General features: G+C 45.3%; 18 protein-coding genes. 8 read left to right on the plus strand and 10 right to left on the minus strand.

Annotation, left to right across the window (positions count from 1 at the left end):
* Positions 1 to 4 precede the first annotated feature (4 nt).
* From BUA17_RS19030 to BUA17_RS19040, 3 genes are all read right to left on the minus strand, one after another.
* Complete coding sequence (locus BUA17_RS19030; RefSeq protein ID WP_072734611.1) at positions 5 to 1,429, minus strand: glycoside hydrolase family 1 protein; 1,425 nt, start codon at positions 1,427 to 1,429, stop codon at positions 5 to 7.
* A 247-nt stretch (positions 1,430 to 1,676) separates the two neighbouring features.
* Positions 1,677 to 3,134, minus strand: a complete 1,458-nt coding sequence (locus BUA17_RS19035; RefSeq protein WP_062325655.1) for a glycoside hydrolase family 1 protein — start codon at positions 3,132 to 3,134, stop codon at positions 1,677 to 1,679.
* Positions 3,135 to 3,414: 280 nt separating this feature from the next.
* On the minus strand, positions 3,415 to 3,705 hold the full coding sequence (locus BUA17_RS19040; RefSeq protein WP_083584770.1) for a hypothetical protein: 291 nt from the start codon (positions 3,703 to 3,705) through the stop codon (positions 3,415 to 3,417).
* Positions 3,706 to 3,853: 148 nt separating this feature from the next.
* On the opposite strand from BUA17_RS19040, the gene BUA17_RS19045 reads away from it, so the two are divergent.
* The 3 genes from BUA17_RS19045 (at position 3,854) to BUA17_RS19055 (ending at position 6,597) form a co-directional block, all read left to right on the plus strand.
* Positions 3,854 to 4,918 carry a suppressor of fused domain protein gene (locus BUA17_RS19045; protein ID WP_072734612.1) on the plus strand — a complete coding sequence of 355 codons (1,065 nt, stop codon included), beginning with the start codon at positions 3,854 to 3,856 and terminating at the stop codon, positions 4,916 to 4,918.
* Positions 4,919 to 4,936: 18 nt separating this feature from the next.
* Positions 4,937 to 5,695, plus strand: a complete 759-nt coding sequence (locus tag BUA17_RS19050) for a LuxR C-terminal-related transcriptional regulator (RefSeq protein WP_072734613.1) — start codon at positions 4,937 to 4,939, stop codon at positions 5,693 to 5,695.
* Between the two features lie 113 nt (positions 5,696 to 5,808).
* A complete protein-coding gene (locus BUA17_RS19055; RefSeq protein ID WP_063565378.1) occupies positions 5,809 to 6,597 on the plus strand; it encodes a hypothetical protein in 789 nt (262 codons plus the stop codon).
* A gap of 106 nt (positions 6,598 to 6,703) precedes the next feature.
* On the opposite strand, the gene BUA17_RS31895 is transcribed toward BUA17_RS19055, so the two are convergent.
* A complete protein-coding gene (locus tag BUA17_RS31895; RefSeq protein WP_072734614.1) occupies positions 6,704 to 8,455 on the minus strand; it encodes an ABC transporter ATP-binding protein in 1,752 nt (583 codons plus the stop codon).
* Positions 8,456 to 8,601: 146 nt separating this feature from the next.
* Here BUA17_RS31895 and BUA17_RS19065 point away from each other — a divergent pair, with 146 nt between their 5' ends.
* The 3 genes from BUA17_RS19065 to BUA17_RS19075 all read left to right on the plus strand — a co-directional run bounded on the left by BUA17_RS19065 (position 8,602) and on the right by BUA17_RS19075 (position 13,463).
* On the plus strand, positions 8,602 to 10,044 hold the full coding sequence (locus BUA17_RS19065; RefSeq protein ID WP_090953618.1) for an ABC transporter permease: 1,443 nt from the start codon (positions 8,602 to 8,604) through the stop codon (positions 10,042 to 10,044).
* 12 nt (positions 10,045 to 10,056) lie between these two features.
* Positions 10,057 to 11,571, plus strand: a complete 1,515-nt coding sequence (locus BUA17_RS19070) for an ABC transporter permease (RefSeq protein ID WP_072734615.1) — start codon at positions 10,057 to 10,059, stop codon at positions 11,569 to 11,571.
* A 65-nt stretch (positions 11,572 to 11,636) separates the two neighbouring features.
* The gene (locus BUA17_RS19075) at positions 11,637 to 13,463 is read left to right on the plus strand and encodes an ABC transporter substrate-binding protein (RefSeq protein ID WP_072734616.1); all 1,827 of its coding nucleotides are present in this window, start codon (positions 11,637 to 11,639) and stop codon (positions 13,461 to 13,463) included.
* Positions 13,464 to 13,540: 77 nt separating this feature from the next.
* Here BUA17_RS19075 and BUA17_RS19080 read toward each other — a convergent pair whose 3' ends face one another.
* Positions 13,541 to 14,032, minus strand: coding sequence for a hypothetical protein (locus tag BUA17_RS19080; RefSeq protein WP_072734617.1), 492 nt, complete (start codon positions 14,030 to 14,032; stop codon positions 13,541 to 13,543).
* Positions 14,033 to 14,218: 186 nt separating this feature from the next.
* On the opposite strand from BUA17_RS19080, the gene BUA17_RS19085 reads away from it, so the two are divergent.
* On the plus strand, positions 14,219 to 14,419 hold the full coding sequence (locus BUA17_RS19085; protein WP_072734796.1) for a hypothetical protein: 201 nt from the start codon (positions 14,219 to 14,221) through the stop codon (positions 14,417 to 14,419).
* A 130-nt stretch (positions 14,420 to 14,549) separates the two neighbouring features.
* Here BUA17_RS19085 and BUA17_RS19090 read toward each other — a convergent pair whose 3' ends face one another.
* The 3 genes from BUA17_RS19090 to BUA17_RS19100 form a co-directional block, all read right to left on the minus strand.
* The gene (locus BUA17_RS19090) at positions 14,550 to 15,287 is read right to left on the minus strand and encodes a cyclase family protein (RefSeq protein WP_063565373.1); all 738 of its coding nucleotides are present in this window, start codon (positions 15,285 to 15,287) and stop codon (positions 14,550 to 14,552) included.
* An 82-nt stretch (positions 15,288 to 15,369) separates the two neighbouring features.
* Complete coding sequence (locus BUA17_RS19095) at positions 15,370 to 15,999, minus strand: type 1 glutamine amidotransferase family protein (protein WP_063565372.1); 630 nt, start codon at positions 15,997 to 15,999, stop codon at positions 15,370 to 15,372.
* 105 nt (positions 16,000 to 16,104) lie between these two features.
* Positions 16,105 to 17,031 carry an NADP-dependent oxidoreductase gene (locus tag BUA17_RS19100; protein ID WP_072734797.1) on the minus strand — a complete coding sequence of 309 codons (927 nt, stop codon included), beginning with the start codon at positions 17,029 to 17,031 and terminating at the stop codon, positions 16,105 to 16,107.
* A gap of 181 nt (positions 17,032 to 17,212) precedes the next feature.
* Between BUA17_RS19100 and BUA17_RS19105 the strand changes: the two genes are divergently transcribed.
* A complete protein-coding gene (locus BUA17_RS19105) occupies positions 17,213 to 18,091 on the plus strand; it encodes a PhzF family phenazine biosynthesis protein (protein WP_072734618.1) in 879 nt (292 codons plus the stop codon).
* On the opposite strand, the gene BUA17_RS19110 is transcribed toward BUA17_RS19105, so the two are convergent.
* A complete protein-coding gene (locus BUA17_RS19110; RefSeq protein ID WP_083584771.1) occupies positions 18,086 to 19,042 on the minus strand; it encodes an alpha/beta hydrolase in 957 nt (318 codons plus the stop codon). The two genes, BUA17_RS19105 and BUA17_RS19110, sit on opposite strands and share 6 nt — an antisense overlap.
* Positions 19,043 to 19,357: 315 nt before the next feature.
* Positions 19,358 to 20,563, minus strand: coding sequence for a cation:proton antiporter (locus BUA17_RS19115; protein ID WP_063565369.1), 1,206 nt, complete (start codon positions 20,561 to 20,563; stop codon positions 19,358 to 19,360).
* Positions 20,564 to 20,566 lie beyond the last annotated feature (3 nt).

Genomic DNA, 20,566 nt, shown 5'->3' on the forward strand with positions numbered 1-20,566 from the left:
GAAATTAATGGTTTTCGGATTTTAGACTTGCGCCGTTTGTATCAATAACTTCTTTGTACCAATGGAATGATTTTTTCTTGTAACGATCCAGGGTACCTGATCCATCATTGTTACGGTCCACATAGATGAAGCCATAGCGTTTCTTCATTTCTGCTGTGGATGCACTCACCAGATCGATGCAGCCCCATGAGGTATAACCCATGACTTCAACGCCGTCTTCAATCGCTTCACCCACTTGCACCAAGTGATCATTCAGGTATTGAATCCGGTAATCATCATTCACTGTTTTATTGCCATTTTCGTCTGTGATCAGCTCATCGACTGCACCCAAACCATTTTCGACAATAAACAGCGGTTTTTGATAACGATCCCAGTATTTATTGAGCGTTACGCGCAAGCCTTGCGGGTCAATTTGCCAGCCCCATTCACTTGCTTTGAGGTAAGGGTTCTGTACACCTGCAAACAGATTTCCTTTGCCTTCAACACGCTTCTGTGGGTCACCTGTCTCACAAATACTTACATAGTAACTGAACGAGATGAAGTCCACCGTATGTTTCAGAATTTCAGCATCGCCATCTTCAAACTTGATGTTGATATTATTCTCTTTGAAGTAACGATTGATGTATTTCGGATAATAGCCACGTGCATGAATATCGGCAAAGATGTCATTCCGCTGTTCTGCATGCATTGCAGCTACCACATCATCCGGATTTGGTGTCAATGGATAGGTTGGCATACTGAGTACCATACAGCCAATTTTGGCTTCAGGCATAATCTCATGACCCAGTTTAACCGCTAGTGCACTTGCCACCAGCTCATGGTGGATTGCTTGGTACAAATCCTGTTTGGACAGTTCCGCTTTTGGTGTGAAAATACCGCCACTCATGAATGGTTCTTCTAGAATGGAGTTAATTTCATTGAACGTCAGCCAGTATTTCACTTTTCCTTTGAAACGGTTAAACAGGACGGTTACATAACGCTCGTAGAAATCAATCATTTTACGGTTAACCCAGCCGTCATACGTTTTGGACAAATGCAGCGGTGTCTCATAATGAGAAATCGTTACGAGGGGTTCAATCCCGTATTTGTGGCACTCGTCAAACAGGTCATCATAGAACTGCAGACCTTTTTCGTTTGGCTCCAATTCATCGCCTTTAGGGAAAATACGGGACCAGGCAATGGATGTGCGGAATACTTTGAAGCCCATTTCAGCAAACAATTTAACGTCCTCTTTGTAACGGTTGTAGAAATCAATACCGCTCAATTTCAGGTTATCCTCTGTCGGTCCTTCCGTTCTTGGCGTCGTAATCCCATGCGGCATTACATCCTGAACAGACAGGCCTTTGCCATCTGTATTGTAGGCTCCTTCGAGCTGATTGGCTGCGACTGCGCCGCCCCATAGAAAATCCTTCGGAAATGGTGTTGTCATATCTGTCATTCCTCTCTGGTTACGTTATCTTCATTCTTTGTTAAAACGGTTGACCCTATGCCCGTAAGCACTTGTTTCGATCAGTTCCACATCAATAAGCGGACAACACGCCAACTAAAGGGCTTCAGATCAGATAATCACCGATGGCCTGCTTTATGCTGGGTTTTGCCCGCTTTATGCGGTAACAATCCTCGAATAGCCTAATTACTACAGCGATCCGGGTTTAAGATAAAGGAGTCAGACCAAATTATAGTTGCTCACCATTGCTGGCAATTACGTTCTTGTACCAGTCAAACGAATCTTTCTTCGAACGTTTGAGTGTTCCATTACCTTCATCGTCCAAATCCACGTAGATGAAACCATAACGTTTGGACATTTCAGATGTGGACATACTCACGAGGTCAATCGGCCCCCATGCTGTAAATCCAATCAGATCCACACCGTCTTTGATCGCTTCTTTCATTTGTTCGATGTGTTTCTTCAGATAGTCCACACGATAGGAGTCATGGATTGAACCGTCTTCTTCAACACGGTCATATGCACCCAGACCATTTTCTACGATGAACAATGGTTTCTGGTAGCGATCCCAGAAGTTATTCAACGTTACGCGCAGACCGATCGGGTCGATCTCCCAGCCCCAGTCGGAAGCTTCCAGATAAGGGTTTTTCACACCGCCAGTCAGGTTACCTGTTGTTTCTTCTTTGTCTGCGGATGCAGATTTGGTTACGGACATGTAGTAACTGAAGGAAATGAAATCAACGGTATTGTTGAGCAAGATTTCGTCATCGCCTGCTTCTTTCTGAATCACAATGTTGTTTTCTTCAAAATAACGAGCCATGTAGTTCGGGTATTGACCACGAGCATGCATATCCGTAAAGAAGAGGTTAATCTGATTCTCATGTTGCGCCAGACGAACATCAACCGGGTTACAGGTCGCAGGGTACGTCTCCATACGAGCGAGCATACAGCCCACTTGGGAACCAGGAATAATCTCATGTGCAAGCTTGGTTACCAGTGCACTTGCTACAAATTGGTGATGCAGCGCTTGATATGTCGTTTGCAGTTGGTTGTCCACTTTATCAATCAGGATACCGCCGCCTGTGTATGGGCTAAACAACATCACGTTGATTTCATTAAACGTCAACCAGTATTTCACTTTATTTTTATAACGGTTGAACACAGTCTCTGCATATCTCACATAGTGCCCAATCACTTCACGGCCTGCCCAACCATTGTATTTCTGTGTCAGACCCAGCGGAGTTTCATAGTGAGACAAGGTTACCAACGGTTCAATGCCGTATTTCAACAGTTCGTCGAAGACATCGTCATAGAATTTCAAGCCAGCTTCGTTCGGCTCTTGATCGTAACCATTCGGGAAAATACGTGCCCAGTGAATGGACAAACGGAACACTTTGAAGCCCATTTCAGCAAATAATGCGATATCTTCTTTATAGTGATGATAGAAATCAATACCAAAACGTTTAGGGAAACGTTCTTCAATTTTGCCGGAAAGAATCTCTTCAATTCGTGTAGAGGAGATTTCCATGGCATGTCCGCCTGTACGCTTCTCTTTGGGAACATGCGCAATCATATCCGCAGTAGAGAGACCTTTGCCGTCCTTATCGAATGCACCTTCTAATTGGTTGGCAGCTGTAGCGCCTCCCCACAGGAAGTTTTCGGGGAATCCTTTTTTTGCCGTGGTCATAACGAACAACCTCTTTTCGAATTTTATTTGGGTTTTTCCCGAATACAGCGGCTGTATTTCACGCCAAAAAACAAGAAAAACCTAAACTCAAGGTAAAATAGCTCGCAAAAAAAGAGCCTTCATTTCACCATCAGTTTAGGTTTTGCCTGTCTGCACAGTTACAATCCATCAAAAGATGTTATTGTGTATTCGGTTGTTTTTCTCTTGTAATGTAAGCGTAACATATCTATTTTGCAAAATCAACTTTCCTCTTTATGCACTCGCTGACCACCTTTGGACGTTATCGAGGCATTCGCATAATCGCTGCTCTTAGGGCATTTGTATCCCCGTATTCGAGGTAGCTGGCAGGACTTTCGTCGCCCAATGCAGGAACTTTCATGTCTATCCATCTTAGCGCATATTCACCCATTTCACATAATATAACCTTGCTAATATCTGCCGGAATCTCTCGCTGCTCTGCACATTCAGCCCATTTTGGGTCCACATGTAAATATGATTTTTCAAAGAGTTGCACAAATGAGTCCCAACTGCCTTGATTAAATTCCGCCAGATATAACTCTTTCATACTCATGTAAATTCCCTCCCTGAAATAGACATCGTAACCCCCAAGTCCTACGATAAGCAATTCATCCTTAAGCCGCTTGAAACCGATTTTGAAAAAGGTAGACTTAATTTTAAATGTTTTTCGGGAAAATGGATAGCCAAGGAGGAACACAACAATGACTGAAGAAGCAAACACATCCGGTTGGGATGCCATTGATATAGCAGTTGGTAAGTTATATGGAGATCAGGAACCACTTCACTATGGTACAGCCATTCCTTATATGCTCGGTGGACCTGATCCGCTAAATGGAATTAGCGTATACAAAGTGGATGCCCCCATACCTCACTGGCATTTCATTACCTATGGTTTTTCAGAACTGTATGAGAAGGAATCGGAAGATCTCGAGCATAGCGGTTATGGATTTGAAATGACGTTTCGGCTTACCCGGAGCGAGGGTGAGTCCACACCCCCGTCTTGGGCTCTGAATCTATTACAGAACGTTGGACGATATGTTTTTACTAGCGGGAACGTATTTCATGCAGGAGATTACATGGATGCAAATGGCCCCATTTGTCTCGGCTCAGATACATTACTAACCGCACTTTCTTTTATTGAAGATCCTGATCTGACAGAGATCTCCACACCCAATGGAACGGTGAAATTCATTCAGATGGTGGGAATCACCGGTCTGGAACTCGAAACGATGCAAACATGGAACACCCGCGGATTGTTAGCAGCCTTTGTTGAATTCATGCCAAAATACGTTACGGATCTCATGAGAAATTCATATTTGGATATCCCCTCAGTGATACAGGCTGTTGAGCGCGGGATTGAAGAGGAAGGTTCCAGTACAGCATTTTTATTCATACAACAACTGGCCTGGACATCTCCACGCAAGAGAATACTGCAAAAAAGTGTACCCGCTGAACTCCAGATCGGAGCAAAACAAGCCCAAATTATCGGAAAAATACTACGTAGCCGCTTTTCAAAAGGCGCTCCACTGTCCCTAATCGGATCAGGAGTGAACATTACGTTCGAAGCCGGGGGGACACCTTCATTTTCTGAGGATGGCAACCAGATTAAGGTAATTGTGCATGAACAAACCGTATCGGAGTTAGTTGCAAACCTTCGCCCAGTCGAGCAAACATTTGAAATTGCTTCACTGCCCGGCGTTCTCTTTCGAATTGCCCGCACTGAAATTACCGATCAGGATGGTCATGTGATCGAAACCATCGGTTGATCACAAGGAGGTAACCATATGTCAAGAACATCTTCCTTACGGAAGAGCTGGTCCGAGAGCGAAAATTTTACTCCCGGTATGGCACATATTCAATATTTAACTAAAACCAATCTGGACAGGATTCGCAAAATCAATCATTTTCTGATTAACGCCTTCCAGCAGAGTCTCTCGGATATCAAAGAAAACCTATCCAGCACGTATCTCTTTCTGCTCACCGACGGGCATGGAGTTCTGCTTGCCATGGATTATAGCCCTGATTTGGAACAGGTGGTGAAACAGTCACCCATCCGCCCGGGTATGATCTTTACAGCTAGAAGCTGTGGCGTCAATGCCATATCCGAATCAATGGATAAACATGGGCCTGTTCAGCTGTCCCCTGAGCAGCATGAGAATCCACTTTTTCAGAACTGGCATTGCTACGCTGCACCTTTGTCGGTCGGTCTTCAACATGTTGGCTACCTGGACGTCTCCACCATTAATGCAGACATCCAGAGTGAGCTGATTGCAATCGCCAAGCTGATCCCGGCCCATATGCAAAATCGGTATCAATCTAACCTTGCCTCGTCGGTAACAGAGCAGCCATCGATTGAATTCACCAAGCGACAGTTAACCATTCTGAAAATGATCTCTAACGGACTGACGGTTAAAGCCATTGCTTTGAAATTGAAAATAAAGGAATGCACCGTAAATCACCATAAAAAAATGATTTTTAACAAATTAGGTGTACAATCCAGCACGGAAGCTGTTTCAATTGCCAGCCGTCTGTCTTATCTATAAAGGTACACCTATAGATTCCTATAGGTGGTCAACACGAACATCTGTGCTAAGATTTTAGGTACACATGAATTAGAGAGAGAACAAGAACACACACACATTTTCAGGAGGGTAATATGTCTAATCCAAAAAAAGCTTCATTGTTTGCCATGTTAATTATGATTCTGTTGGTTGCTGCAGCCTGCGGCGACAAAGCGGATAACAACGCTAAATCGAAGGAATCCACTGCAACAGAAACCACTGCCGGCACAGATACAGACACAGCCAAGACAGAAGATACGGAGAACACGGAGAGCTCCGAAGCATCCACTTCCGAGTCCAAGGAAACAGATAACTCCAAAGACGTTGAATTGGGAACTACGGAAAAAGGCTCTTACAACAATGACTATTTCGGAGTTTCGTTGAAATTCCCCGAAGCTTGGGAGTTCCAGGATGCCGCAGGCATGAACGAGCTGACTAACGCTTCCTCCGAAGTTATTGCTGGAGATGATGAAACGAAGAAAAAACAAATTGAACTATCTCAGGCCAAAACACTGAACCTGTTGATGGCTTCACAATATCCATTGGACGGAAGTCAAGTTGGCCCTTCCGCCATGGCGATTGCTGAAAAAGTAAGCCTGCTGCAAGGAATTCGTACCGGTAAAGATTATCTGAAAGCAACGAAGAAATTCATGGAGGACAGCCAGTTCCCTTATGAATACAAGGAATTCACAACCGAAACCATCGGTGGCAAAGAGATGGATCTGATGCAAATTACGATGGATGCGGGCAATGGATCAACCATTACGCAAGATTACTACAGCACCATTATTGAAGGTTATGCATTCAACTTCATCTTCACCTATTTGGATGATACTACAAAGGCCGAGATCGATAACATTAAGAAATCCGTGCAGTTCAAATAATACACTCACTGTCACAGTGCTTGCTATGCATGAATAGAACCCCGCGCAATGACCTTCTACAGATCATTGCCGGGGTTCTTTTTCGAGTAAAAATGAATGTTTCACCTTATCCGGAAATGGCCACCCAATGTCCCTCTTTTACTTCCACCCATCGGGACTGTTCCAGATTATAGCGATCTTCCACTTCTACCGTCTCTCTTGGGGCTTCGTTTACAGCATGACGTTTTTTCTTCGCTTCCACAGCCGGGTCCGGAACCGGAATAGCCGATAACAAGGCCTTTGTGTACGCATGCTGAGGGTTCGAATATAGTTCTTCACTTTCTGCTAACTCCACAATCTTCCCATTATACATGACAGCTACACGATCACTGATATGTTTAACCATGGACAAATCATGTGCAATGAACAGGTATGTCAGACCGAGTCGCTGCTGCAATTCTTCAAGCAGCTGTACGATCTGAGCCTGAATGGACACATCCAACGCAGACAAAGGCTCGTCACATACAATAAATTCAGGTTCCACGGCCAGCGCACGAGCGATTCCGATCCGCTGCCGTTGACCACCCGAAAATTCATGAGGGTATCGCTGGGCATGAGCCGGATCGAGACCCACCATCTCCAGCAATTCCTCCACACGTTTTTCCCGCTCAGCGGGGCTGCCGGCAAGATGGTGAATATCCAAGGCTTCCCCAATAATGTCCATAATTCTAAATTTCGGATTAAGCGAGGCATACGGATCCTGGAAAATAATTTGCATATGTCTCCTCATCGTTTTCATCTCTGAGGCAGAGAGGCGGTTGAGCGGCACTCCCTTAAACAGCACATCCCCACCTGTAGGTTCATGCAGTCGTAGAATGGCTCTGCCTGTAGTCGATTTCCCGCTGCCCGATTCGCCTACGACCCCAAGCGTCTCCCCTTGGCGAATCTCGAAACTGATATCGTTCACAGCTTTTAAAGTGTTGCCTTTACCCAAATTAAAATGTTGTTTGAGGGACTTCACTTCCAGTAAAGGCTGATCATCTTCCAGATCGCGTGGCACCAACGAGACGAGTTTCGGCTTTTTCTTCTCATCCAGTCGAGGTAATGCATTCAACAGTCTTGCTGTGTATGGATGTTTCGGATTCGCAAAAATCTCTGTGGTTGTGCCGGATTCCACAATCTGCCCGTCTTTCATGACTACAACCCGATCACACATGCCTGCCACTACTCCGAGATCATGGGTAATCAGAATAATGGAAGTGCCCAACTGTGCCTGCATATCTTTCATCAAATTAAGGATTTGGGCCTGAATAGTAACATCAAGCGCAGTTGTAGGTTCATCCGCAATCAGCAATTCAGGACGGCAAGCAAGAGCAATAGCGATCATCACCCGCTGACGCATACCTCCAGAGAATTCATGTGGGTACTGATTGAAACGTATTTCACTCCGGGTAATACCAACGAGCTCCAGCATGGCAATCGCCTGCTTCTTCGCTTCCCCTCTGGAAAGCTTCTGATGTTTAATCAGACTTTCGGTGATCTGTTTTCCGATTTTCACGGTCGGATTAAGAGAGCTCATAGGATCCTGAAAGATCATGCCGATGTCACGGCCACGGATACTCTCCATCTCTTTTTGCGTTTTATGGACCAGATCTACCCCTTTAAACAGGATCTCACCCTTTTTCATCTGCGAAGGAGGAGAGGCAAGCAGCCGCATAATGGAACGTGCCGTCACACTCTTCCCACTGCCGGATTCCCCTACAATGCCAAGCGTTTCGCCTTTCCGCACTTCAAAACTGACTTCTTTCACCGCCTGAAATTCATTCTCTCCGGAATGAAAAGAAACGGACAACTCATTTACTTTCAACAAAGGTTGCATGTGATCACCAGCCCTCATCCATATTTTCACATGTGCTCATATGTATACTCTTCCATACCTTGACAATTAAATAGACTCTAAATAATATATACTATATCAATCGGAATAATGCAATTTAAAATGAGATGAAAGGAGGCTCGCATGGTTTGAATCTTGCAAAAGGCAGCAAAATGTCACAGCTTGTTTACACCCTGGGATTTAATTATGGCAAAATGCTGCTTCATCCCTCCTATCGATATGTTCTATTTATTCTCGGACTGCCCGTTAATTTGGTTGTACTTCTGATCTGGCAATCTAGACGAAAAAGGGATGGCTGGGCCGTGGTTCAACAAGCTGTTGAACGCGATATGCTCTCCACTTCTTATCGGGATAAACTTAGGACGGACGTTGAAGAACAGTTGAGGCGTAAACACCGTTTCTTTCGGCAGCAAGTTAGTGAGGCAGAGTTTAAGCGTCAGACCGAGGAGTGGCTGGAGGAATCCGTTCAGAAGGAGTTAAAGGAACGAACGTTCAGCAAGCTTCAGGAACAGGGAAAACAGCGACTGACGATGGCTGATACATTCCAATCGATGATTGATAAACCTTGGTTCCTTGCGATATCAGTTATTCCGGGCTGTCTGATGTACGCCATGATGTTTTTGTATGGCAATCCTTATCTAAAGTACATATTCGAAAGAATTCTGATGACGGTATTCGTCATTCTGGGCGTAGCTACACTTGTATTCACCATCTTGTACCTGTCCCCATTCAATCCGGCGGCCAACATCCTCGGAGAGACAGCGACACAGGAACAGATCGCAGCTTTTAACCATGTCTATGGCCTGGATCAGCCCTATCTTGTCCAGCTCTGGAACAATATCAAGGGCATAGCGCTATTTGATCTCGGTAAGTCTTTTTCAGGGAATGAAGATGTCACGGCTACGATCGCCAGAAAGTTTCCAATCACGTTAACACTGGCCGTTATCTCCTTGCTGCTTGCCCTTGTCATCGCATTGCCAATCGGCATCATCTCGGCGATCAAGCCCAATTCACTGTTTGATTACACATTCATGTTTATTGCATTAATTGGATTATCGATTCCGAATTTCTGGCAAGGACTCATCTTCATCCTGAATTTTTCGATCAAACTGCAGTGGCTTCCGGCTACCTTCAATCCACAGAACTGGCTATCTATTATTATGCCAACGATTGTTCTGGGAACGGGATTAACCGCTGCGGTGGCCCGTATGACTCGGTCTTCCACACTGGAAGTTATTCATGAGGATTACGTGATGACTGCTCGTGCCAAAGGATTAAGCGAACGACAGGTTCTGCTGAAACATGCAGTGCGCAATGCGCTAATTCCAATCGTAACCGTTGTAGGTCTTCAATTCGGAGGCATGCTTGGTGGGGCGGCTGTAACGGAGAAAGTATTTAATATCAGCGGACTTGGAAGCTACATTGTGGATAAACAGTTTATCCCTGATATTCCGAGCATTATGGGCGGGGTCATATACACAGCGATTACAATCTCCATCATCAATGTTGTGGTAGATCTGTTGTACGCTTTTGTCGATCCCAGAGTTCGTTCCAAGATGAAACAATATTAAAGCAGGTGCACTATGACAAAATCGGGTTCACTTACACAAGAAATGCGTTTTCGGCTTAAGTCTTCACAGGAGTACAGTCAGGCGAGCTTCGCCTGGGTCACTTCCCTTCTCTTGTCGGTGTTACTGTTGTTCAACAGTTATGACTGGAGCCTTCAGGAGTTCAGACCATTTCTGCTGACTGCGCTCGGAATCTACCTATTTTTCACGCTGGTCCAGAGTGTACTGACGCTCCGAATTCGGAGAGACCTGATTCAGAAGGGGACAATCTCTGTGCTGACTCGCAGACTCGCCTGGGTCCAACTGTTAGGTATCATTTCAGGCAATATCTTTATCGTGACGGCCGCTTTTCATCTGATCAAGAAAACAAAGAGCATTGAGTATACATTTGCGGTGTATATGCTGCTGACCCAGCTGTTCGTTATTGGGGTCTCGGCACTCAATATGTTTAAACCGTATGTTGCGGATACGTTTTTGCCAGCCATGGCTGTGCTCGTACTTGTCCTTGTCATTGATTTGGTGGTGCTGTTTATCGTATCCCGATATACGTCAGCCTCGATCATCCCACGCTGGATGCTGGGCGTGAGCGTGATCCTGATTCTGACTTCGGTCACAGGGAATGTATTCGCACTGCTGCTGGGTATCTCCATCATTGGACGAATCCGCAGACAGGGTAAACAAAAATCCAACTTCTGGAATGATCTGTGGGAGCGTCTTGCTCCGAATGTCACGGCAATGTCCGGTTTGTTTTTTATCATTTTCCTGTTCTCAATATCGATTTGCAGCTTCTTTACTTTTGATTACAGCATGGCTGTAGAAAATAACTACTCTGCCTTGCTTCAGTCTCCATCGTTCGCCTATCCCTTGGGAACAGATGACTTTGGACGATGTTTATTTTCCCGGATTGTATTCGGTGCCCGTATATCGTTGATCGTAGGATTCATGTCAACCCTGATTCCGGTACTGATAGGCGGTATTCTCGGAGCCTTCTCGGGATTCTATGGAAGACACACGGACAATATCATCATGCGACTGCTGGATATTCTCTATGCCATTCCGGGTATTCTGCTCGCTATCGCCATCATTGCGGCGTTCGGGGCCAATACGGTCAATCTTATTCTCGCACTCAGCTTGGGCTCAATCCCAACTTATGCACGAACCATGAGGGCTAGTGTGCTCTATGTATCTACGTTTGAATTTGTTGAAGCTGCACGTGCACTGGGTTACAACAATCGCTCGATTATTTTCAAACATATTATTCCGAACTCGCTCGCACCCATGATTATCAAGTCTACACTTACGATCGGCGGAGCGCTCATTGCCACCAGCAGTCTGAGTTATCTGGGACTCGGCGTGGAGCCGCATATTCCCGAGTGGGGCAACATTCTCAAGCTGGGCAGCACGTATCTGGAAACCCATTCGTATCTGGCCATCTATCCAGGTCTTGCGATCATTCTGCTCGTGCTCTCGTTCAACTTTCTTGGTGACGGACTGCGCGACGCGCTTGATCCGAAGCTGGAAAAGGCTTAACCACTTCTACAATATTCAACTCAAATTGAATTCCATTGATTATGAACTTATCTGGAGGTATTTTCATGAAAAAACGTATGCTGATAGCACTACTATTAACTTTTGTCCTTGTGGTCTCCGGTTGCAGTGTGAAGACCAAGACGGAATCCCAATCAGAATCCGCACCGTCAGATACAACAGAAAACACGCAAAACCAAAAACCGGTGGACATCGAATTACTGGCTCAGAGCTCCTCCGAAAATGACGTGAACATTATCCGCGACCAGCTTACCAAGAATGGCTTCAATGTTAAGCTGAACCTGCAGCCGGATTACGGCAGCTACAAATCCCAGCAGGATGCTGGCAATTATGACATTGCGCTGTCCAGTTGGACAACGGTAACCGGGAATCCGGATTACGCAGTTCGTTCACTCTTCAAAACAGGCGGAGATTACAGCATTCTGGCTGATGAAGAAATCGATAAACTTATTGACCAGTCTGCTACCCAGACTCCGGACGAATACAAGGATACGTATAAACAATTGGAGGACCGCTTGGTAACCGATCAAGCCTATATCGCTCCGCTGTACATTTCCCTGAAAAGTCAGGCTGTGAACAAAGACATTCTCAATGTAGACACCGTTCGCTTGTCCAAATCCCGCGCCATGGCATGGGAACCGATTGAATTTAAAGACAGCTCCAAAAATACAAAAGAACCATTAATTCTGACACAAACCGCTTCCGTACTGACTTCCCTTGACCCGATTAAAGGAAATGACGGTTCTATCAACCAACTGAACACCAACATGTATGTACGTCTCGTGAACCTGACAGATGACGATCAACTTACACCAGAGAGTTCCCTCTCCCACAATTTCAGCATTGCTGAGGGGAACTCGGAGTATTACTTCATTCTCAGAGACGATATCAACTTTGCCAAGATTGATAATAAAAAAGCCGTAGATACGGGAGAACGTGTCGGTGCAGATGACGTCATCTTCTCTCTCGATCGCGCCAAAAACAAAGATTCCGTACCAGATCACCGGACATACAGCCTTCACGAACATATCAAGGAAGCCGAGTTAGTAACCGATCTGGGCGCCTTGGAATCCGTTCAGCAATCTAGTGGCAGTGGTACGGTTAAAGACGCATTGGAACAGGGGCTTGGCACCAAAATTACGGAACTGGTTACGGACAAAAACAAAGCCGATAACGCTGCCGGAAAGTATCAGGTTGTGAAACTCACAACAACGGAACCTTTCCCGCAAGTATTGAACTATCTGGCTCACCAATCTGCTGGCATTGTGTCCAAAAAACAGGTCGAAAGCATCAATACGTATGATGTAGCTTCGTTTGACGTGAATAAAGACATTCCTTACGGCGATCAGAATACCGTGACTGAAGGTGCTGCGTACAACAACACCCTGTATGCCAGCGGCCCATATATCTTGGCATATAAAAATGATTACGAAGGTGTATTCTATCAGAATCCCGGATACCGCAAAGGCTCTGAGTATGCACCCAAAATCTCTCAGGTGAATGTTCGATTCATCTCTGATGCCGACAGTGCGTTGTCTGCTCTTCGCAGCAGTGAAATCCACCTGTACTACGGAGTATCCGAAACAAAGTATGACATCATCAAAAATGACAGCAAGTTGCAATTGCAGAGCATTCCGAGCAATGCGGTTTCCTATCTGCTGTTCAACACAGCCAATCGGGAAGTTGCCAAGAGCAGTGATCTGAGAAAATCCGTGCTCTACTCCATCAATCAGGATGACATTTTGCAGTTCTACAAAAACAACAAACTTAAGGCGTACTCTACAGTAAGTCCACTTGTGCAGACCGGGAATGAATTGAAGTCCGATCCTGCAAAAGTGAAAGAATTCTTGAACGCCTACCAGGCTTCCAAGTAACAATTAAGATAAACGGCTGTCACCCGGATCACTCCAAGATCCGGATGACAGTCTTATTACTTTATAGAAAGAATATATTATGATGAGCAGTCTGCATGATACCTTCGCTGTACTTCAGGAAGCAGAGTGACGATCTGGATTCCCACTCCCCAGGCAAAATAGACCAGATGGATAACAGATATATGCTGGATCCAGTATACCTGCACCATAATCCAGATGATCAGAGCAAATCCTGTATATAACGAGAACGTCCATCCCCAGTATTGATTCGAGTAGAGATTCAGTTTCTCACCTATTTCCCAGTGAGTGCGACGAAGGAGTAAAATGGCAATGATCATCGGCATAACACCAAGAACCAACAATAGTATAATTCCCGGGATCAGAAAACTGCCAAAAGGGGAATGCTCCAATAATGAATCCGGCATATGGACGAGATTTCCCGAAGGATCGATAATGAGTGCTCCCCCTCCAACCATCGCACCAATGCCCAGTAACCCCTGCATCATAATGAGCGCCCACGATCTTTCAGGTACACATTCACGCTTTATTCCATCATCACTAGTCCTCATCCCTCACCCTCCAGACATTGTTATACAGATATACTGAACGTTCTATTCCATTTTCACATATGGAAAGGGCTGAATCCTGTGCTCTTTCTCACTAAAATCGTCCCCAAAAATTCGATTATGGTAAAACTTGATAAAAGAACGTACGTTCGGTATAATAGAGATATACTTAATGAGCGAGAGGCAGATATGGACGACAAATTTATTAAGGAACTACGCGAGATTAGTCGGGATGACAGACGAAGATCCGAATTTATGATCCAAGGCATGAAGGAAACACTGCAGGGAAGAAAAGAAGAAAGTATATTCAAGCGCTGGGTTCGGCGTAAGAAGACAGAGAAAAAAATTTCACAACGATTCAATCAGGATTCCTCTTCGGATCAAAAGTAACCACATAAAAAGGAGGCGTACTACGCCTCCTTTATTATTTATATGAGCAGTTTGCACAAATGCCGTTGGTGAATCATTCGGAAAGAACTGTGTGTGAGTCCTTTGCATTATACCTATGTTCAACTTTGTTTTACGGTAAAATGGCAAACGAGCGCACTGGAAAGCCGGACGCCTTTTCGGCCTTGGGTACGATATTGAAGATCACGGCACCTTTGGCTGGTACCTGATCCAGATTCGTTAACAGCTCTACCTGATATGTATCCTGGGCAAGTACATAATATTCTGCCAGAAGTGCCCCGTTCTTTTGATAGTCTACAGCTGAATCAGTGTCGAAGGTCTCATGGCCGATCGCCTGTATTTTTCTTTCCTCGAATAAAAACATTAGCGCACTGACTGACCATCCGGGTGCATGACTGTGTCCCTCAGCATCTTTGTTGTCGAATGCTTCATGACTGGGCCAGCGTTTGCTCCAATCGGTACGCAGTGCTACAAAGCTGCCAGCTTCAATAACGCCATGCTCTTTTTCAAACTCAAGAATATGCTCGACATCCAGCGTGAAATCCGGATTGCTCTCTACAGCCACAGATTGATCAATGACCACCAGCGGTAGCACAAGTTCCTTCAACCCCAATTCATCGAGATAACGGGTATCACGCACAAAATGGATCGGTGCATCGAGATGCGTACCATATTGACCGGGAAACCTGAAACTTTGGGCAAAGAAACCTTGGTCGTGATTAAACAACGTATCGAATTTTGCCGCATCAAAAGCTGAGAAATGTGGAGATTCCGGTCCAAACGTATGGGTCAGATCCACCCACTTCTTTTCTTTTAATAATTGAATCGCTTGAATGAGCTCATTGGACATCCGAATCACCTCATACATAGAATGGAATAAATTGTTACTATTATATCTTATTCCACTCCATGCGAAAATATTGAAATGTCAGCTATTTGATAGAATTCATTAACTCGAAGAAGTATTTTGGTTCATGAGTCTGATATAGATTGAACCACGAATCTAAAGTCTCCGGTGTAAATACATCGAGCACCTTCAATACATGCATCGCAAATTCCAAAGGAGCTATGCCCGATGCAGTAACTAAATTGCCATCCGTTACGGCCGGTACCATTTCATAGCATTTTTCTCCAATGTAATGAGGACAAATCATTTTCAAATATTCCAGATCGTTGCTTGTATGCCTTCTGGAGTCTAGCAATCCCACCCTCGCAAGTCCAACGGTTGCACCACATATTGCCGCAACAACATGACCTTTTTCCAAAAATGTCGAAGCTTTTTTCAATATAGGCTCGTGAATGGATTCCATCCAAGTATTTCCGCCTGGAAGAATCAATACATCCGTACTTTCCAACATACACTCATCAACTGAAATGCGAGGTAATATTTCCAATCCCCCCATGGTAGTCACCGGACTTTTATCAACGCCAACAGCAACCACCTCTATCGCCGCCAGCCCTTTCTTAAAATACCTTCCCGAGTTTAATTCAGCAATTAAATAACCTACCTCCCAGTCTGACATCGTATCAAATACATAAAGATATGCTTTTTTTGTATGCATAGTGCACTTTCCCTTCTAGTGGATACCCCTATTATAAAAAAACTTCACTGACATCTTCCGTCAGTAAAGTTTTTAAATTTGATAATAATCAGCGGTAATCCTCAACTACTCTACTCGAATGACCAGTTTCCCGCGTGTATGATGGGTTTCGCTTTTTTCGTGCGCTTCACGCAGTCCTTGTTCACTCAAGGGGTATGTCTCATTAATGATGGGTCTCAGCTTGCCCTCAGCAGCGAGCTCAGCCAACTGATCGAGTTGATCCCCTTTGGGTTCCATCATGAACACGTTGGCCGTTACACCAGCTTCCTTAGCCAGCGTTTCATCCGTTTGTTCCACAAGCGATACCAGATGTCCACCGGCCTTCAATACCTTGAAGCTATCACGCTGAATATCGCCACCCATCGTGTCCAGCACGACATCGTACCCGGAGAGAATCTCTGAGAAGTCTTCTTTTTTATAATTGATAAAATGGTCCACTCCCAGCGAACGAAGCAATTCCTCATTCGATTCACTCGCCGTGGAAGCCACTTCAGCGCCAAGATATTTGGCAATCTGAATAGCAAAAGTTCCTACACCACCTGCTCCGGCGTGAATGAGAACCTTCTGCCCTTTGGCAAGCCGTCCATGGTCAACAAGTGCCTGCCAGGCCGTCATGGCTGCTAGCGGTATGGCAGCTGCTTCCTCGAAGCTTAGATTTTCCGGGATACGGGCAATGATGTCCGCATCCACAGCCACATATTCTGCATAGGTCCCGAAATGACGAGGACGGGCAAATACGCGATCGCCCGCTCTGAACCTAGTGACATTGGAACCCGCTTCAGTCACTGTCCCGGCCACATCCCCGCCCAATATTAGTGGGAAAGAATCTGCTGCCTCTTTCATATGGCCTTGTCTGACTTTAAAATCCACCGGGTTTACAGAAGTAGCATGAATGCGGATTAGCACCTGGTTCACTCCACATGCCGGCTTCGGCATTTCCTTTTCCTTCAATTGTTCCGCTCCACCGAACTTTTCAATCACAATTGCTTTCATTAGAGATCCCAGCCTTTCCATAGCATTATCGTTATGCTCTCCTTCTTCATTACCCTTCCCGAACGTTCACTTGACCTATATTCATGAATTCGCAGCAGGTTTGGGTTCACAATCCCGATTAGGAACCGTGATATAATGAAGAACTGTTGAACTTAAATAACTGAACAAGCGAGGTAGAGATGTGGAAATTGAAGTAAGTACGTTACATGCATTTTCGGATAAGCCTCTAGGCGGAAACCCCGCAGGAGTTGTTTTACAAGCAGGACACTTGTCCGACTCCCAGATGCAGGAGATTGCCAGACAAGTTGGATTCTCAGAGACCGCGTTTGTTATGCCATCGGATCAGGCTGATTTCAAAGTTCGTTACTTCACCCCTAGTGATGAAGTTGATCTATGCGGACATGCAACGATTGCCTTATTTTATTTAATGAAAGCACAGCATATCGTTGATGTAGGTGTATACACGCTGGAGACGTTAGCCGGAATACTTGAAGTAGTTGTCCAGAACAATGGTGAAGTCTATCTGTCTCAGGCGCTTCCGGAGTTTGGAGATATCGTTGACCGACAAGGCATTGCAGATTCTCTGGGTATTTCCACACATGATTTACACGCTGAATTACCTGTACAGATCGTATCTACCGGATTGCGCGATATCTTGATTACGGTTAACCATGTTGATGTTCTGTCAAAAATCATTCCTGATTTTCAGCTTATCGCTGAAATTAGCAAAGCTAACCATGTCGTAGGTTATCACGTGTTTGCAGTCGAACCAGATAAAGAGAGTACTCTGGCAGAATGCCGGAACTTTGCACCCCTTTACGATATCCCGGAAGAGAGCGCAACTGGTACTTCTAACGGTGCTTTACTCTGTTATTTACATAAATACAACCAACTTTCAGATCCCCACGATACAATCTATACGATTAGACAAGGGTATACTATGAACCGTCCCTCGGAGATCCAAGCCAGATTAACACTGGGCATGTCCAATGAAATTACAAAGATTCAAGTGGGCGGGGTCGCGGTTCATATAGAGAACATTCGAATTCAACTTTCATAAATGTTGAGCTTCAATCTTATGTAAAAATCGTAACACGGCTTCTTCCAATTGATTCAGCCCTGGCTGTTCTATAGGGAAGTGGCCCGCTCCTTCCAACACTACGCATTCCTTTTCCACCTTTAATCGATCAAAAAAAGATTGGCTGAACCGTAGTGGTGTCATCGGGTCCAGTTCGGGGTGAACCAGCAGTACGGGACATTGGCCAAACTGTTCCGGATTTACCTCCGGCTTCTTATTCAGGAATGTTCTTAACAGTTCTAATGGGACACGTGTCGATGCCGCCTGTGGATCATTCATAATAAGTCGGGTTAACTCCGAATTATTGGTAATCAGCTGTATACGCGATACTTGCTTCACAGAGATACGTATATGATCCAGTAAAGCCGGAAACCGATCCATCATACGTTTGCCCCATCGGCTCACCAAACGGTTTGGTGCAAGCTGGTCACGCATATCCGCATCACTCGTGTCCACAAATGTCGTTACAATCAAGCCTTGTACGTGCTCACTGCGTGCACTCATGTGATAAGCCAGCATACCTCCGATGCTGCTTCCCAATGCCACGATCGGCTTGCCGTCTTTCCTAAATTCGCAATCAGCGAGTGAAACAAGCAGCTTGATCCATAGTTCATAATTGAGACGTGTCCCAGGCAACGGATAGCTCAGTCCATACGGTGGAAGATCTGGCGATACTACCTCATAGCCTCGGAGCTGCAACATTCGAGCATAAGGCGCGAGCAACCTGCCATTGCCTCCAGCTCCGTGAATGAACAGAATTTTGATCGGCGAATCGGGCGCGGGCAGACGATCGATGTGCAGATGAACCCCGTTCGATTCCCACCACTCCTCTTCAGGATTCGCATGGTCCCCTAGCCTGAATTCTTCCGGGAAAAAGGCTTGATACTGTTTCCAATAATGATGTGATGAATGATATGAAGGCAGATTATCCATGCTGTTCATTCTCCTCTTGTCATAGATCAGTCTCATTCAGATTGAATGAGACTGATCCTATATAGCCAAAAAAGGCCGTGCATTGCACGACCTTACATTAAGCCTACTTCCATAAGTATACTTCTTTGTATAACAGCCTTCATACATCTGTCAATAAAGGGATGGTACATTCCCCGATACAATAAACGCCACACCAAGGAGAGAATATACTCCAAGTAGTGTGGCGTGTACGGTTTAGCAGTGGATTAGATTCAAAGCGTGTTTGCATTTGTGTATTAACCTACGCTGTAAAGACGTGGCAAACAGATGCACAATTCATCCCGTCTCTTTCCCCCTCATTCTTTTCCTCAAGCGAGCGTATTGACTGTAGATCCAAGGTGATTCTTTCGTCAGGATCGGGCCAAGCACTGCCAGAATCAACACATATAACACGGCAAAAGACTGAATGGATGCCATCAGGCCTCCTGCCTTGCCGATATTCGCCATAATGATAGAGAACTCTCCACGGGACACCAGCGTGAATCCCACATTAAGAGAAGCGCGTGGAGACATCCCGGAGAGTCTGCCAGCGATCATGCCCGCACCATAGTTGCTGGCAATGGTCAGAATAACAGCAATCACGGTCATTCCAACGGCTCCGCCAAGGGTCGAAGGTTCAATGGTCAGGCCAAAGCTGAAAAAGAAGATCGCCCCAAAGAAATCTTTGAACGGCATAATCTGATGCTCAATTCGGCTGGCATGTCTGGACTCCCCCAGAACCAGCCCCATCATCAGAGCTCCAATCGCCTCGGCTACATGCAGCGTTTCCGAGAAACCCGCCACCAGAAAGAGCAGCGTCATAACGGTAAGTAGAAACAACTCCGATGACTTGATGTTGAGTGCCTTATCAATATACTTGATGCATTTCCTGCCTATGATCAGAAATAGCACAATAAAGAGCAGCGCAGACAGGGATACGAGCAAGACGCTGAGGAATGAGGTAGCCCCACTAAGTACAAGCCCCGTCAGAATCGAGATATGGATGGCGATAAACAGATCATCAAACATGATCATGCCCATAATAATCTCCGTCTCAGGGTTCGCCGTGCGCTTCAGATCCACGAGTACTTTAGCCACAATAGCTGTGGAAGAACTCGTCATAATACCACAGACAACCAACGTTTCTTTGAGTGGCAGCTCCATGAACCATCCCAGCAGCAGACCGGAAGCAAAATTTAGTCCAACGTAGAACATACCTCCGGTCAGAATGGCTTTGCCCGACTTCATCAGGCGGGAGACCGAAAATTCCAATCCCAGATAAAAGAGCAGAAACAGAATACCCAGCCTGCCCATAAATTCAATAAATTCCGAGCTTTCGATAAAACGCAAATCCACAATGCCGATCTGTGGTGCATGCGGTCCAACAGCCATACCAATCAGAATATAGAAAGGAATGACCGAAAATCGTAATTTTGCAGATATTAGCCCCGTAAGTGTAATCAGCGCAACGGCAATTCCCACTTCGAATATGAGCATATCCATAGG

This window comes from Paenibacillus sp. ov031, assembly GCF_900143165.1.
GTDB lineage: Bacteria > Bacillota > Bacilli > Paenibacillales > Paenibacillaceae > Paenibacillus > Paenibacillus marchantiae.

Coding starts and splice junctions, on each gene's coding strand:
- BUA17_RS19045 (WP_072734612.1), top strand. CDS start 3,854: ATGACTGAAGAAGCAAACACATCCGGTTGGGATGCCATTGATATAGCA.
- BUA17_RS19080 (WP_072734617.1), bottom strand. CDS start 14,032: ATGAGGACTAGTGATGATGGAATAAAGCGTGAATGTGTACCTGAAAGA.
- BUA17_RS19100 (WP_072734797.1), bottom strand. CDS start 17,031: ATGAAAGCAATTGTGATTGAAAAGTTCGGTGGAGCGGAACAATTGAAG.
- BUA17_RS19085 (WP_072734796.1), top strand. CDS start 14,219: ATGGACGACAAATTTATTAAGGAACTACGCGAGATTAGTCGGGATGAC.
- BUA17_RS19030 (WP_072734611.1), bottom strand. CDS start 1,429: ATGACAACACCATTTCCGAAGGATTTTCTATGGGGCGGCGCAGTCGCA.
- BUA17_RS19040 (WP_083584770.1), bottom strand. CDS start 3,705: ATGAGTATGAAAGAGTTATATCTGGCGGAATTTAATCAAGGCAGTTGG.
- BUA17_RS19050 (WP_072734613.1), top strand. CDS start 4,937: ATGTCAAGAACATCTTCCTTACGGAAGAGCTGGTCCGAGAGCGAAAAT.
- BUA17_RS19035 (WP_062325655.1), bottom strand. CDS start 3,134: ATGACCACGGCAAAAAAAGGATTCCCCGAAAACTTCCTGTGGGGAGGC.
- BUA17_RS19075 (WP_072734616.1), top strand. CDS start 11,637: ATGAAAAAACGTATGCTGATAGCACTACTATTAACTTTTGTCCTTGTG.
- BUA17_RS19070 (WP_072734615.1), top strand. CDS start 10,057: ATGACAAAATCGGGTTCACTTACACAAGAAATGCGTTTTCGGCTTAAG.
- BUA17_RS19055 (WP_063565378.1), top strand. CDS start 5,809: ATGTCTAATCCAAAAAAAGCTTCATTGTTTGCCATGTTAATTATGATT.
- BUA17_RS31895 (WP_072734614.1), bottom strand. CDS start 8,455: ATGCAACCTTTGTTGAAAGTAAATGAGTTGTCCGTTTCTTTTCATTCC.
- BUA17_RS19110 (WP_083584771.1), bottom strand. CDS start 19,042: ATGGATAATCTGCCTTCATATCATTCATCACATCATTATTGGAAACAG.
- BUA17_RS19115 (WP_063565369.1), bottom strand. CDS start 20,563: ATGGATATGCTCATATTCGAAGTGGGAATTGCCGTTGCGCTGATTACA.
- BUA17_RS19095 (WP_063565372.1), bottom strand. CDS start 15,999: ATGCATACAAAAAAAGCATATCTTTATGTATTTGATACGATGTCAGAC.
- BUA17_RS19090 (WP_063565373.1), bottom strand. CDS start 15,287: ATGTCCAATGAGCTCATTCAAGCGATTCAATTATTAAAAGAAAAGAAG.